This window comes from Streptomyces sp. DH10 (genome assembly GCF_029813805.1).
Lineage (GTDB): Bacteria > Actinomycetota > Actinomycetes > Streptomycetales > Streptomycetaceae > Streptomyces > Streptomyces coeruleofuscus.
Window position 1 is genome coordinate 165483 of record NZ_JARVKU010000016.1, and the last position, 14377, is coordinate 179859.

Below are 14377 nucleotides of genomic sequence, written 5' to 3' on the forward strand. Positions count from 1 at the left end.
CGTGATGCCGGACTCCACGACGACGCGTATGCCGAAATCCCTGATCTTCGTTCTCGTCCTGGCCGGCGCACACGCGCTCGGCAACGTCTTCGGCGGCTGGGCGGTCATCGACGAGAACCAGAGCAAGCTGGACCACGGGCAGGACCTGCTCATGCCGATGGCCCTGGCCTGGTTCCTGGCGCTGTTCTGCTGGGGCCTGGCGGCACTCCAGGTCGTCGGCGTCGCCCTGGCGCGGGGCCGCCGCCTCTGGGTCCGTGTGGTGCTCATCGTGTGCCTGTCCTTCGCGGCCCTGGGGATGGTCCTCGCCTCCGTCGGTTCGCTGGCCGGCGGGGCACCCAGCCTCCCCGCGTTCCTGGTCGCGTTCGCGGACCTGGCGGCGCTGTGGACGGTGAGCGGCGAGACGGGCCGCCGGTACTTCTCGGTACGCGCTCCGGACCCGGGGGTGACCACCGCATGACCGGTGACCACCACATGACCTACCCCGCGTACGACCCACCGCGGTCCCCGGCCCCCACCGACCCGCCGGCATCCCCCGCCGACCCGGCGGCGGTCGCCCTCGGCAACGCCACGCTGCTCGGCATCGGCTATCTGCTGCTGCGCCGGTGGCGCCTGGCCGCCGTCGCCGTCCTCGGCACGGCCCTGCTCCTCGACCTCATCGCCTCGACCGCCGAGACCCGGTACGAGGTCCTGCTGCTCCTGTGGTGGGCGGCCGGCATCGCCCACGGCTGGTTCCTGGCCCGTCGCCGCCCGGAACACGTCGTACGACGCGGGCAGCGCGCGGGCACGCTCGGCCTCGCGCTCGCGGTGGTACTGACCGCCGCACTGCTCCGCGCCGACGCGTACGGCATCGAGGACCGCGTGACCGGGGCCCGCGAGGGCGGCGACTGCGAGGCGGCCGTCGCCGCGCAGGGCGAGGTGTGGTGGGGCCACCGCCTGGCGGGCGCGCCGGTGGTGGAACCCGGCGACGCGGTGGTGGAGGCGTGCCGCCGGCTGGACGGGGCGGCGGCCACCCTGGCCCGCGCCGCCCGCAGCGGCAGCACCGAGGACCTGGGGCGGGGCTTCGGCACGCTCGCCGGCGTCCTCAGCCGGCCCGGCAACGAGCAGACCGTCAGGACGGTCCTGGACACCTTCCTCGACGGCCTGCCCACCGACGACTCCTGCGACACCGCCGCCCTCACCGCCTGGCTCCGCGACCGCGGCACCGGCCACGACGTACTGGACCGCTCCGCCGACGCGGCGGCACGCACGGAACCCGCCGCCCTGGTGGGATGCGGCGACCATCTGATGAGCGAGGGCGCCTGGCAGCAGGCGCGGACCCACTACCAGCGGCTCCTCGACGCCTACCCGGACGACACCCGCGCGGACGAGGCCCGCGACGGCGTGCGCAAGGCGACCCTCGCCATCGAACTGGACCACGTGCGCGGCCTGGTCGAGAACACCTACAGCGCCGACTCCGGCTACTGCTCCGAGCCCGCGAAGTACAGCGAAGCCCCGCCGTACCGCAAGGGCACCCACCGCGCCCTGTTCCTCGGCGACTCCGAGTACACCGGCAAGCTCCCCGGCTCCTGGCGCACCGGCGACCCGGCCAAGGCCGCGCTCGTGGTCTGCGCGGGCGCGGCGGAGAACGGGGCCGCCGTGGAGACCTGTTCCTACGAGAACGACAGGTCGAAGTACCTGCCCCACCAAGTGACCTTCTACAAGGTCAAGATCCCCCTGAAGGTCTACGAACTGCGCACCGGCAAGCGCCTCGACCCCCGCTCGGTCCAGATCGGCGGCGGAAGCTGCCCGAGTGTGCTGCGCTACAGGTACTACCAGTACGACCTGGGACCGGGCGACCAGTTCGTCTCGACGTCCAAGTCCGGCGTACGGGACGCCTTCCGCCCGGTCGTCCGACGCTGACCGTCCGTTCCTCCCGGCCCGGGCCGTCCTGTCACGCCCGCCGCATCCGCGCCAGCGCGGCCCGGGCCGGGAGCACGGTGGCCGCCGTGGCGAGCAGCAGACATCCGGCCACCACACCCGCGACCCAGGGCCAGGCCACCGACAGCTCGACCGGCAGCCCCAGTTCCCGGCACAACCCTTGAGCCATGCCGAACAGGGCGGGAGCGGCCACCGCCAGGCCCAGGGCGGCACCCAGGGCGACGACGCAGCACGTCTCGGCCGCGAGCGTCAGCAGCACCTGGCGCGGTGTCGCACCGGACAGGCGCAGCACGCGGAGATCCCGTACCCGGCCGGCGGTCGCCGTCAGCACGGTGGAGGCGACGGCGATCATGGTGTAGCCCGCCGTGATGGCGACGAGGATCAGGGTGAACAGCCACACCAGCCGGTCGTCCTCGGCGTCGTCCGAGGCCGCGTGGACCGCCACCGGGACCTCCTCGGCGCCGAGTCCCGCGAGGGACGGCGCCGGTGTGGCGGTGGTGCGGTAGACGACGTCCGCGAGGGCCGACGGGTCGTGAGCGCGTATCAGCTCACGCGGCAGGAACACCTGGTACGGCATGGAGTCGTCCAGCACGGCTCTCACGCGCAGGTGCCGGGTGCGGCCGTCCTCGAAGGTGAGGGTGGCGGTACGGCCCTCCCGCCAGCCGTGCGCCGCGGCCACGGCGGCGGTGACGACGACGGTGCCCGTGCGGGGTGCCCGCACCCGGTACGTCCGCTCGAACCCGGGCGTCACCCCGGCCGCCGACAGGGGCGCCCTGCCCTCGCCGCCGTAGACCGTCGTCGACAGCAGCGCCGTGCCCCCGGCCCGGTCGACCACGGCGTCCGACAGGCCCGGTGTGCCCCGGGGCACGACGGCCGCCTCGGCCCGTACGGCCGCGGCCTGCCGGGTGGTGTCGGCGCTCTGGGTGGTCTGCACGGCGCTGGTGATCAGCACGGCGAAGGCGACGGTCGCCAGCACCGGGGCGATCGTGGCGGAGGTGCGGCGCACCGAGGTGAGCATGTTCTCGCGCACGAGCACGGCGGTGGCGCCGGGGCGCCGCGCGAGCGGCCGGGTCAGCGCCCCGATCACAGGCCGGGTCAATACCGGCAGCAGGAAGGTGAGTCCGGCCGTCAGGCTCATGGCCGTGCCCAGGACCAGCAGCACCATGGCGTCGGCCCCCGCGAAGGCCGTACCCGCCGAGCAGGCCGCGCCCAGGCCCGTCGCCACCAGCCCCGTCACCCACCGGCGGCGGGTCATCGGCCGGCTGTCCACCGCGGCCTCCCGCATCGCCTCCAGCGGCTTCACGCGGGAGGCCCGGCGCGCCGCCGCGCCCGCTCCGGCGAGTGCCACGGCCACGCCCAGGGCCCAGGCGGCGGCCGGTACCCACCACCGGAGGCTGACCTCGAAGCCGGCCGGCTGGAAGCCCGCGTCGATCAGCACCCCGGTCATCGCGGGCGCCATGACGACTCCCGCGACCGCCCCCGCCCCGGCGCCGGCGACACCCACCGCCAGGGCCTCCCCGTACACCAGCCGCCGCACCTGCCGCGGTGTCGCGCCGATCGTGCGCAACAGGCCGAACTCACGGCGCCGCTGGGCGACGGCGAACGCGAACGTCGACGACACGTTGAAGACGGTGACGAACGTGGAGAGCAGCGCCATGGCGGTGAGCACCTGGCCGCCGATCCAGCGGGTCATCTCGTCCTGCTTCGGCGCGAGAGCGTCACGGGAGGCGCCCGTCAGGACGGTGCCGTCGGCGCCGACGGAGTTCCGGGCGGCGGCCGCGACGCGGGCGGGGTCGGCGCCGGGTTCGAGGACCAGCCCGATGGTCCGTACCCCGCCCGCCAGTTCGGCGGCCCGCCGGTCGGTGACGTAGTAGCCGGGTCCGTCGATCGTGCCGGACACCACGAAGCGCTGCGGTCCGCGCGCCGTCAGCACCGTGAGGGACTCGCCCGGCCGGTGCCCGAGGGAGTCGTCCACGACGATCTCGCCGTCCGCCGCCGGCGGTCTGCCCCCGCTCAGCCCGTACGCGGCGAGCGCCGCGGCCGACCAGGGGTGGCCCTGCCGCTCCCCCGCGCGCTGATCGCTGCCGGGCGCCTGCGCGTAGAAGGACCGGTCGGCCACCGCGGCGGCCACCCCCGGCAGCCGGCCGAGCTCCCGCCGCAGTTCCCCGGCGCGCTCCGGCGCCCACGGCGGGTTCTCCGTGAACACCCCGGCGGCCGGCGCCCCCGCCGGGCTCCGCACCAGCACCGGCGCCCCCGCGAGCCGCTGCGGCACTCCCGTACCGTCCGACAGCAGCACCAGCGCGCTCATGGTGACGACCGCGACGCCCACCGCCACGGCCACGAAGGACCCCAGGAAGGACGTCCACCGCTCTCTCGCTGTCGCCAGGCTGATCACGGCCGCACCTCCAGGGCTGCCGTCCGCGCCGCGATCGCCTCGGCGCCCTCGACGCCCGGCAGTTCGTCCGCGAGCCGGCCGTCGGCCAGCAGCAGCACCCGGTCCGCGTACGCCGCGGCAGCCGGGTCGTGCGTCACCATCACGACCGTCTGTCCACGGCCGTCCACCAGGTCCCGCAGCAGCCGCAGCACGACCCGGGAGGCGGTGCTGTCCAGTGCGCCGGTCGGCTCGTCGGCGAAGAGGACGGCGGGCCGGGCGATCATGGCCCGGGCGATCGCGACACGCTGCTGCTGGCCGCCGGACAGTTCGCTCGGCCGGTGTCCGTGCCGGTCCGCGAGCCCGACCGCGGCGAGTGCCGCGTGCACCTGGTCCGCCGAGGGGCGTGATCCGGCCAGTCTCAGGGGCAGTTCGACGTTCTGCGCGGCGGTCAGGGCCGAGACCAGGTTGAACGCCTGGAAGACGAATCCGATCCGGTCCCGGCGCAGCACCGTGAGGGCGTTCTCGTCCAGCCCGCCCAGTTCCGTACCGCCGATCAGCACCTCGCCGGCGCTCGGCCGGTCGATGCCCGCCGCGCAGTGCAGCAGGGTGGACTTTCCGGAGCCGGACGGGCCCATGACGGCCGTCATCGTCCCGGCCGCGAAGTCCAGGGTGACGTCGTCGAGTGCGGTGACGGCGCGGTCGCCGGTGCCGTATCGCTTGGTGAGCGACCGGAGCCGGACGGGCAGGTCGGCCGAAGTGCCGCGCGCCTTGGTCGTATGAGTCGTGGTCATGCCCTCAAGGCAACGACGCGGACACCGCCCGGCACATTGCCGCCTGGGCGAGTGCCGATACTCCACCTGGCACTACTGCCTCCGCCCTCCGGCGCCGCTACGGTCGACCGCGTGACCACTCCTCGAACGGTCCTGGAGGCCCTCACCCGCAGCCCGTTGGGGTTCCTCCGTACCGCGTGGCCGTGGCGCGCACTGGGGTACCTCCTGTCCGGCGGCGTGTTCGCGACCGCTGTCTACCTCGGTGTGGCCGGGCTGCTCACCGCGCCCGTCGGCACGTTCGCCCGGGTGCTCTGCGCGGGGGCGCTGGTGGTCTTCGCCGTCGCCCTCGCCGGTCCTCTGGAACACCGCCGCCTCGCTCTCGTCGACCGGGGAGACGGTGGTGACGGCGGTGACGGCGGTGGCAGTGGCGACAGGCAGCGGCCGCGGCACAGTACGCGCACCGCCGGTTACGGAGCCGTGTCCGTCCTGGCGGTCGGCTGGATGGACCTCGCCGTGGCCCTGGTCTCGCTCGGCATCCCGGGCTTCCTCCTCCTGACGCCCTTCCAGCCCACCGCCCTGCCCTGGCAGACCGTGGCGGGCCCGGTCGCGGGCGCCCTGCTGCTGCCCGTGGCCGCGTATCCCATCGGGGCGTGGGCCGCCGTCCGTGCGGCGGTGGGCCGTGCCGTGCTCTTCCCGAAGGACCGCGAACTGCGCGAGGTCGTACGGTCCCGGGCCCGCCTCGTCGACGCCTTCGAGACGGAACGCCGCCGCATCGAACGCGACCTGCACGACGGTGCCCAGCAGCGGCTCGTCGCCCTCACGATGAAGCTGGGCCTGGCCACCCTCGATCTGCCGCCCGGCAGCGCGGCGGCGCGGCAGGTCGGCGAGGCGCACGTCCTCGCCAAGGAGGCGCTCACCGAGCTGCGGGAACTGATCCGGGGCATCCACCCGCAGATCCTGACGGAGCGCGGACTGCCCGCCGCCGCACGGGACATCGCCGGGCGCTGCCCGGTCCCCGCCGACCTCGAACTCGACCTCCCGGGCCGGCTGCCGGCCGCCGTCGAGCAGACGGCGTACTACGTGACCGCCGAGGCCCTCACCAACATCGCCCGGCACAGCGGTGCCGACCGCTGCCGCGTCAGCGCCCGCTGCCGCGACGGCGTGCTCCGCCTCGACATCGAGGACAACGGCTCCGGCGACGCCGACCCCGCTCGCGGCACGGGTCTCGTCGGCCTCGCCGACCGGATCGCCGCCGCCGGCGGCAGAATGCTCCTGTCCAGCCCACCCGGTGGACCCACCCTGCTGAGAGCGGAGATCCCGTGCGCCGGACCGTCCTCCTGAGAGCGGAGACCTGATGCGCCAGTCTCTCCGCCTGGTGATCGCGGAGGACGCCGTCCTCCTGCGGGAAGGTCTCGTCCATCTGCTGGAGCGCTTCGGACACCGGGTGCTCGCCGCCGTGGGCGACGGCCCGGCCCTGCTCGCCGCCGCCCGGGAGCACCGCCCCGACCTGGTGATCACCGACGTCCGCATGCCACCGGGCCAGACGGACGAGGGCCTGCGCACGGCCCGCCGGCTCCAGGCCGAGCAGCCCGGGCTGGCGGTCCTCGTGCTCAGCCAGTACGTCGAGCAGACCTTCGCCGACGAACTCCTGGACGACCGCGGCGGCAGCGTCGGGACGGGCTACCTGCTGAAGGAACGCATCGGCGACGTCGAGGAGTTCGCCGACGCCGTCGCCCGTGTCGCCGCCGGTGCGACGGTCGTCGACCCGGAGGTCGTACGCCAGCTCCTCGCCCGCCGCCGCGACCCCCTGGACCGGCTCACGCCCCGCGAACGCGAGGTCCTCGGTCTCATGGCGGAGGGCCGCTCCAACGCGGCGATCGCCCGCCGCCTGGTCGTCACGGACGCGGCCGTCGCCAAGCACATCGCGAGCATCCTCCAGAAACTGGACCTGCCCCCGTCGGCCCCCGACGACCACCGCCGCGTACTGGCGGTCCTGGCCTACCTGCGCGCCTGACCGGGCACCGGCGCGCCGGTCGAGGGCCTCGCCCCCGCCCGCCGCGCCTTCACCGCACGCACCCCCAGGAACGCCAGCAGCCCGAACGGCGACAGCAGGACCGTGAGAACCAGCAGCGGTCCCATCAGCAGGGCGGAGACCTCCAGCCGCCGGCCCTCCCGGTACATCCACTGCCCGATCAGCAGGTCCCAGGCGATGACCTGCGCCCAGACGGCACCGGCACCGTCCGGGAGGGCCGTCAGCTCGCGGAAGCTGCCGAGATCCGGACTGCTGACCGCGGTCCACAGCTCGGGGAACACCGGTACCGCGAGCGCGACATACACGAAGAGCACCGGCAGCACGGTCAGCGGTGACCCGGCGATGCGAGCGGTCGGCCCCCACGCCGGCGCGAAGATCATGAGCAGCCAGACGGGCGCGGCCAGGAGGAAGGAGAGCTCGAAGAGGAAACCGGTCATGACACGAGGTCCTTCGAGGCGGGAGCACCGGTCGCGTCCGTCGCCCCGTGCGGAGAAGAGTCCCGGCCCGTCCGCAGGGCCCCGTACGCCCCGAGCGCGACGGCGAGCAGGATCAGCCCGGCCGCCCCCAGGGTCGCCCCGTCCGGACGCATCAGCGGCTGGCCGCGCAACGCCTGCCAGAGGACCAGCGCGAAGACGGCGGCGTACGCACCCGAGGCGACCAGCACGAGACGCAGCCGGACCCGTTCGTCGGCGAGACGGGCGAAGCGCGGTGCGAGGACGGTCAGCACCATGAGCAGCAGCGGCAGGAGTTGCAGCGCGTGCATGCCGAAGAAGTGCGGGATGCGCAGATCACCGCCGGTCGTGGACCAGCCGGTCAGCGGCATCGAGGGACCCCCGTCCGGCACGCCCACGCTGTGCGCGCCGACCACCTTGGAGACACCGCGCTCCTGCCCCGGCGCGGGCTGGGTCATCAGGAAGCCGACGGCGGCCCCGGCCAGTGCCAGCAGGATCCCGGAGCGCATCGCCCAGGCGGACGCCCGGTCGGCGATCCGGGCGCGGAGCAGAACCACGGCGACGACGAGCGTGCCGGCCCACAGGACGACGACCGTGACGGCCATCGCGTTGAACAGCGCCTCGTCGAACGGTGTTTCGTGGTTGAAGTGGCTGCGCTTGCCGCGTACGACCTGCCCGGTGATGATCACCATCTCGATGAGGCTCGCCAGCGCGACGACGGTCCCCGCCCACCAGCCCACGCGCCGCCGGTCGGGGAGCAGCGACAGCATCCAGGCGAGCGACAGGCTGTACGCCACGAACGACACCGCGAACTTGAACGGCTTGGCCCAGATCGGCGCCCCCACGAGGACGCGGTCGTCGACGACGAGCCCCACCGCGGACACGACCGCCGTGAGAGCCATCGCGGCCGAGAACACCACCAGCGGCCGATGCCAGGACGTACGTAACAACACCATGCCCACCCCTGAGTTAGACACCAGCGGACAGGACCGAATGGATATCGGCACTATCCACTATCCGATAGCCCCACTATCTATGATTGGTGCCGGGTCGGCAAGGGCCGGCGCCACCACGGGCAGGGCGAATCTCGAGGAGTGAACCGGCGTTGCGCATCGGAGAGTTGAGCCGGAAGACCGGGGTGCCGGTGCCGACGATCAAGTACTACGTCCGCGAAGGGCTGCTCCCCGCGGGCGAGCTGACCAGCCGTAACCAGGCGAGTTACGACGAGACACACGAACGCCGGCTCCGGCTGATCCGTGCCCTGCTCGACGTCGGCGGCATGAAGGTGGCGGAGATCGGGGAGGTACTGGCGGCCGTCGACGATCCGGAGCGTCCGCTGCACAAGGTGCTCGGCGCGGCGGCCGACCGCGTGGGCGGCACGCCCGCCGGCCACGACGACACCGAAACCGCGGCCGCCCGCACCACCGTGGCCGGCCTCATCTCCCGGCGCGGCTGGCACGCCCACGAGTCGAACCCCGCCGCCGACGACCTCGCCAGAGCCCTGGCCGCCCTGACCCGGCTGGGCCACGGCTCCTTCGCCGAACTCCTCGACACGTACGCCGAGGCCGCCGAACAGGTCGCCCAGGCCGACCTCGCGTACGTGGACCGGCGGGTCGCCCTCGAGGACATGGTGGAGGGCGTGGTCATCGGCACCGTCCTGGGCGAGGCCGTGTTCAGCGCACTGCGCCGCCTGGCCCATGTCGACGCGTCGGCCAGGCTGTACGGGGCGGAGGGGGTGCCGGGGGGCGGGAAGGGCTAGCCGGGGCGCGGAGCCCCGGCCGGTGCTGAACCCTTCGGTAATGTGTTCGCCCGAGGCGGCCCGAACGGCTGCTGGCGTCAGACGGACCGGGGGGAACACCGATGACAAGCGCTCACGCCTTATCCGAGGCCGGGAGCAGCCCACCGCGGGAGACCGACAGGGTTATCGACGTACGGGACCTGCGGATGCGCTACCGCAGCCAGGACGTCCTGAAGGGCGTCGGCTTCACGGCCCGGCGAGGTGAGGTCGTCGTGCTGCTCGGCCCGAACGGCGCGGGCAAGACGACCACGATCGAAGTCCTGGAAGGCTTCCGGATGCGCTCGGCCGGTGACGTGAGCGTCCTCGGCACCGATCCGGCTCGCGGGGACGAGCGGTGGCGTGCGCGCCTGGGCATCGTGTTGCAGTCCTGGCGCGACCACGGCAAGTGGCGGGTGCGGGAGCTGCTGGCCCATCTCGGCTCGTACTACGCCCCGTACTCCACCGACCTCGTACGGCGGCCGTGGGACGTCGACGAGCTCATCGCCGCCGTGGGGCTGAGCGAGCAGGCGGACAAACGGGTCGGAACCCTGTCCGGCGGACAGCGCAGGCGTTTCGACGTCGCCGTCGGCATCGTGGGCAGGCCCGAGCTGCTGTTCCTGGACGAGCCGACGGCGGGTCTGGACCCGGAGGCCAGGAACGAGTTCCACGGCCTGGTCCGCGGGCTCGCGGACGAGAACACCACCGTTCTGCTGACCACGCACGACCTCGCCGAGGCCGAGAAGCTCGCCGACCGGATCCTCATCCTGGCCGGTGGCCGGATCGTGGCCGACGGCCCGGCCGAGGAGCTGTCCCGGCAGGCATCGGCCGAGGCCACCGTGCGCTGGACGCGGGACGGGCGGCCCTTCGAGGAGTCGACGCCCGAGCCCACCCGGTTCGTCCGCCGGCTGTTCGAGGAACACGGCGACGCGATCGGGGGGCTGGAGGTGCGCCGGGCGAGCCTGGAGGACACCTACCTGACGATGGTGCGGGAGCTGGAGGCGGGGAGCGTCCCCGAGGAGCGGGCGGCCGCACAGGCCTTCGGGGAGGAAGCGCGATGAGTCCGGTGTGGTACGCGGCGGGAGTAGGAGTACGGCGCGGCTGGACGGAGCTCCGGCAGACCTTCACCACCGGCCAGGACGTATTCGGTTACGTGCTCTGGACGGTCCTGGTCATGGTGCCGCTGTTCCTGGCCGGGGACGACCCGCTGAAGGGCGCCGGCATCTCGGCCGGCGCGTTCATTCTGCCGAGCGTGCTGGGCATGACGCTCGCGTTCACCGGGATGACGACCACGGCGCAGCTCCTGGCGACCGAACGCGAGGACGGCACCCTGCTGCGGGCCAAGGCCGTGCCGCACGGCATGGTCGGCCACCTGGTCGGCAAGATCGTCATGGTGTCGGGGACGGCTCTCGTCTCCATGGCCCTCCCCTTCGCCGTCGGCGTGTTCCTGGTGGACGGGGTTGCCCAGCAGGGCGGCGCAGCGCTGCTGACGCTGCTGTGGGTGATCCCGCTGGGTCTCCTGGCGACCCTGCCGATCGGCGCCGTCATCGGCTCACTCGTCAGCAGTCCGCGCACCGTCGCTTTGCTGATGTTCCCGGTGATGGGACTCGTCGTGATCTCCGGGATCTACTCCCCCCTGTCGGAGCTGCCCGAGTGGCTCCAGACCGTCGCGCAGATCTTCCCCGTGTACTGGCTCGGCCTCGGTCTCCGGGCCGCGCTGCTGCCGTCCGAAGCGGTCGTCGCGGAGATCGGCGCCTCCTGGCAGCACCTGGAGACAGCGGGCGCGCTGGGTGCCTGGGCGGTCGCCGGGCTGCTCCTCGCGCCGTCCGTCCTGCGCCGGATGGCCCGCCGCGAGTCCGGGGCCGCGATGGCGGAACGGCGCCAGAAGGCGATGCAGCGGGTCGGCTAGTGATGCGCGGGGAGGTGCGGGGGTGGTGGGAGCGCGGCCGGGCGTCGGCGGAGGCCAACCCGCTGCTCGTCGACATCGGCGTCGCGCTCCTGGTCCAGGCCGCGATGACCATGCCGTTCGTGGTGCCGCGGGCGGCCGGGGCGCCGCCGGCGACCTGGGCCGCGTACGGGCTCAGCACGCTCTCCGTGCTGCCCCTGGTCTGGCGGCGGCGCGCGCCCCTCACCGTGCTGTTCGCGGTGCTGGCCGCGAACGCGCTGTACCGGCTGACCGTGGACGGGCCCGGGCAGCCGTTGCCGTACACCGGGCTTGTGGTCGTGTACACGATCGCCGCGCTGTCGCCCGCGCGGAGGCGGCTCGTCGCCGGGGCCGTGATGCTGGTCGCCGTGCCGACGGGGGTGTGGCTCAACACCCGGTCGGCTCGTGAACTGACCTTCTCCGTCTTCGTGTTCGCGGCTGCCTATGTCTTCGGGCGGCTCACCGACGCCCGCCGGCGGGCCCACCGCGTCGAGGCCGAGCAGGCCGCCGCCCGCGAACGCGCCCGGATCGCACGGGAGATGCACGACATCCTCTCCCACGCCGTGAGCCTGATGATCGTGCAGGCGGAGGCCGGGCCGGTGGCCGTGCGTGCCGCGCCCGAGCGGGCCGAGGCCGCCTTCGACGCCATCTCCGCGACCGGGCGCGACGCCATGGTGCAGTTGCGCCGGATGCTGGGCGTGCTGCGGGAGAGCGACGGTGTCCCCCTGCGCGAGCCGCAGCCCGGGCTCGCCGAGCTGCCCGGGCTGCTCGACCGGGTACGGGACGGCAGCGGGCTGGATGTCGCGTACAGGACGGTGGGGCGCGCCCGGCCCTTGCCGGGGACGGTCGCCGCGACCGTCTTCCGGGTGGTCCAGGAGGCTCTCACCAACACCGTCAGGCACGCCGGCGCCCGTACCGTGACCGTACAACTGACCTATGGGGACAGCGAATTGTGCGTGCGAGTGACCGATGACGGACGTGGGCCGCAGGCCGGGGGCGCCGGTCGCCGGGGCGGGCACGGGCTCGTCGGCATCCGGGAGCGGGCGGCAGCGCTCGGGGGGAGCGCGGTGACCGGGCGGGCGGCGGACGGGCGGGGGTTCGAGGTGCGGGTGCGGCTTCCCGTACCGGAAGCGGTGGAGGCCGGGCGGTGACGATCCGGGTGGTGGTCGCCGACGACCAGGAGCTGGTGCGCAGCGGCTTCGCGATGATCCTGGACGTCCAGCCGGACATCGAGGTCGTGGCGGAGGCGGGCGACGGGGCCGAGGCCGTCGAGGCGGTGCGGCGGCACGCCCCCGATGTGGCGCTGCTCGATGTGCGCATGCCGCGCATGGACGGGATCGAGGCCTGCCGTGCCATCACTGCCGCGAGCGACTGCCGGACGGTGATGCTCACGACCTTCGACTCCGACGAGTACGTGTACGACGCGCTGCACGCGGGCGCGAGCGGCTTCCTGCTCAAGGACGTCCGCCGGGACGACCTCGTACACGCGGTACGGGTCGTCGCCCGGGGCGACTCGCTGCTCGCGCCGACCGTGGCCCGGCGCCTCGTCGAGCAGTACACGCGATCCACGAGGCACCCGCGGCCCGCCGCCCGGCTGGACGTGCTGACCGCGCGGGAACGCGAGACGCTGCTGCTGCTCGCCCGGGGCCTGTCGAACGCCGAGATCGCGGCGGAGCTGGTGGTCAGCGACCACACGGTCAAGACGCACGTCGGCAACGTGCTGGCCAAGCTCGGACTGCGGGACCGGATCCAGGCCGTGATCTGCGCGTACGAGACCGGGCTCGTCGCGGCCGGGGGTCCCCCGCCCGGGGGAGCGGACGGGCCCGGTCCCTCCCCCGCGTCAGCGAGGAACTGACCGGCCGAGACCCCCTGCGGGGGCGATCCGCGCGACGCCCCAGGTCCGGAGGATGGAGCCGTACCGCACAACAACGGCTCGTCCCACCGGAGTTGACCATGACCCGTACCGCTTCCCTGCTGGCCGCCGCGCTCCTCCTGGGCGTCGTGGCGGGACCCTCCGCCCTCCCCGCCGCCGCAGCCACACCTGCCGACCGGGCCCCCGCCCGAACAGCCCCCCAGCACCCGAACCCCGCCCTCGCCGCCGCCATCGCCGGCCTGCCCAGCGCCAACGCGACCGCCGCCCTCGTGCGCGTCGGAGGCGACGAGGGTGTCTGGCGGGGCAGTTCGGGCGTGCACGACCTGCGCACCGGCCGGCCGGCCGATCCCGGTGCCCGCTTCCGCGCCGGTTCCGTGACCAAGGTCTTCACCGCGGCGGTCGCCCTGCAACTGGGCGCCGAGGGCCGACTGGACCTGGACCGCAGCGCCCGCTCCTACCTGCCGGACCTGATCCCCGCGTCGTACGAGGGCGTCACGGTCCGGCAGCTCCTCGACCACACGCACGGCATCCCGGCCCCCGACTTCCCCGGCACCACGGTCGAGGAGTGGTACGCCGACCGCTTCCGGGTCCACGACCCCCGGGACATGGTCCGCTCGGCGACGTCGAAGAAGCGCGAGTTCGCGCCGGGCGAGCGTCAGCACTACCTCAACATCGGCTACACGATCGCCGGTCTGCTGATCGAGCGCGTCACCGGTGACTCGTACGAGCGTCAGGTCACCCGGCGGATCCTGCGCCCGCTCGGGCTGGGCGACACGTACCTCCCCGGAAAGAACCCGCGCATCGTCGGCCGGCACAACCACGGCTACCAGACCATGCGGCTGGACGACGGCACGACCGGCCTGCGCGACGTGTCCGTGTGGGGATCCACGGACGGCTGGGCGGCCGGGGACCTCGTCTCGACCACGGCGGACCTCGAACGGTTCACCGACGCCCTGTTCCAGGGCCGCGTCGTGCGCGGACCGCTCCTGGAGGAGATGTTCACGCTGCCGGAGGTGACCGACTTCAGGACCGGCAAGCCCGCCGCGTACTCCATCGGCCTCTCGATGAAGGAGCTGGGCGGCCGCGAGGTGTGGGGCAAGACGGGCGGACGCTGGGGCTACAACACGGCCATCGCCTCCACCCGCGACGGCGCGCGCACCCTCGTCTACAGCGTCAACTCCACGGACGCCAAGGGCCAGGACATGAACAAGGTGGCGGAGAACATCATGGTGGCGGTGTACGGGCGGCCGTAGCAGCCGCT

14 protein-coding genes are annotated in these 14377 nt (G+C 73.7%); 10 read left to right on the top strand and 4 right to left on the bottom strand.

Annotation, left to right across the window (positions count from 1 at the left end; translation table 11 throughout):
* Positions 1-4 precede the first annotated feature (4 nt).
* The gene (locus tag QC385_RS29475) at positions 5-457 is read left to right on the top strand and encodes a hypothetical protein (RefSeq protein WP_279544435.1); all 453 of its coding nucleotides are present in this window, start codon (positions 5-7) and stop codon (positions 455-457) included.
* Complete coding sequence (locus QC385_RS29480; RefSeq protein ID WP_279544436.1) at positions 454-1899, top strand: hypothetical protein; 1446 nt, start codon at positions 454-456, stop codon at positions 1897-1899. Before QC385_RS29475 ends, QC385_RS29480 begins: the two co-directional genes overlap by 4 nt.
* A 31-nt stretch (positions 1900-1930) precedes the next feature.
* Here QC385_RS29480 and QC385_RS29485 read toward each other — a convergent pair whose 3' ends face one another.
* Positions 1931-4312: an ABC transporter permease gene (locus QC385_RS29485; RefSeq protein WP_279544437.1), complete on the bottom strand. Its 2382-nt coding sequence runs from the start codon at positions 4310-4312 to the stop codon at positions 1931-1933.
* The gene (locus QC385_RS29490; RefSeq protein ID WP_279544438.1) at positions 4309-5082 is read right to left on the bottom strand and encodes an ABC transporter ATP-binding protein; all 774 of its coding nucleotides are present in this window, start codon (positions 5080-5082) and stop codon (positions 4309-4311) included. The genes QC385_RS29485 and QC385_RS29490 overlap by 4 nt, the downstream gene beginning before the upstream one ends.
* A gap of 111 nt (positions 5083-5193) precedes the next feature.
* Here QC385_RS29490 and QC385_RS29495 point away from each other — a divergent pair, with 111 nt between their 5' ends.
* Both QC385_RS29495 and QC385_RS29500 read left to right on the top strand, forming a co-directional pair.
* The gene (locus QC385_RS29495; RefSeq protein ID WP_279544439.1) at positions 5194-6402 is read left to right on the top strand and encodes a sensor histidine kinase; all 1209 of its coding nucleotides are present in this window, start codon (positions 5194-5196) and stop codon (positions 6400-6402) included.
* A gap of 13 nt (positions 6403-6415) precedes the next feature.
* Complete coding sequence (locus QC385_RS29500; RefSeq protein ID WP_279544440.1) at positions 6416-7075, top strand: response regulator transcription factor; 660 nt, start codon at positions 6416-6418, stop codon at positions 7073-7075.
* On the opposite strand, the gene QC385_RS29505 is transcribed toward QC385_RS29500, so the two are convergent.
* Together QC385_RS29505 and QC385_RS29510 are read right to left on the bottom strand one after the other, a co-directional pair.
* Positions 7060-7530, bottom strand: a complete 471-nt coding sequence (locus tag QC385_RS29505; protein WP_279544441.1) for an ABA4-like family protein — start codon at positions 7528-7530, stop codon at positions 7060-7062. The two genes, QC385_RS29500 and QC385_RS29505, sit on opposite strands and share 16 nt — an antisense overlap.
* The gene (locus tag QC385_RS29510) at positions 7527-8447 is read right to left on the bottom strand and encodes a hypothetical protein (RefSeq protein ID WP_279544481.1); all 921 of its coding nucleotides are present in this window, start codon (positions 8445-8447) and stop codon (positions 7527-7529) included. The genes QC385_RS29505 and QC385_RS29510 overlap by 4 nt, the downstream gene beginning before the upstream one ends.
* A gap of 203 nt (positions 8448-8650) precedes the next feature.
* Here QC385_RS29510 and QC385_RS29515 point away from each other — a divergent pair, with 203 nt between their 5' ends.
* The 6 genes from QC385_RS29515 (at position 8651) to QC385_RS29540 (ending at position 14369) form a co-directional block, all read left to right on the top strand.
* Positions 8651-9304 carry a MerR family transcriptional regulator gene (locus QC385_RS29515; RefSeq protein WP_279544442.1) on the top strand — a complete coding sequence of 218 codons (654 nt, stop codon included), beginning with the start codon at positions 8651-8653 and terminating at the stop codon, positions 9302-9304.
* A 101-nt stretch (positions 9305-9405) separates the two neighbouring features.
* Entirely contained in the window at positions 9406-10380 is a 975-nt protein-coding gene (locus QC385_RS29520) for an ABC transporter ATP-binding protein (protein ID WP_279544443.1), read from the top strand.
* Entirely contained in the window at positions 10377-11228 is an 852-nt protein-coding gene (locus tag QC385_RS29525) for an ABC transporter permease (RefSeq protein WP_279544444.1), read from the top strand. Before QC385_RS29520 ends, QC385_RS29525 begins: the two co-directional genes overlap by 4 nt.
* A 2-nt stretch (positions 11229-11230) precedes the next feature.
* Complete coding sequence (locus tag QC385_RS29530) at positions 11231-12394, top strand: sensor histidine kinase (RefSeq protein WP_279544445.1); 1164 nt, start codon at positions 11231-11233, stop codon at positions 12392-12394.
* Positions 12391-13098 carry a response regulator transcription factor gene (locus QC385_RS29535; RefSeq protein WP_279544446.1) on the top strand — a complete coding sequence of 236 codons (708 nt, stop codon included), beginning with the start codon at positions 12391-12393 and terminating at the stop codon, positions 13096-13098. The genes QC385_RS29530 and QC385_RS29535 overlap by 4 nt, the downstream gene beginning before the upstream one ends.
* A 98-nt stretch (positions 13099-13196) precedes the next feature.
* On the top strand, positions 13197-14369 hold the full coding sequence (locus tag QC385_RS29540) for a serine hydrolase domain-containing protein (protein ID WP_279544447.1): 1173 nt from the start codon (positions 13197-13199) through the stop codon (positions 14367-14369).
* The last annotated feature ends 8 nt before the right edge of the window (positions 14370-14377 follow it).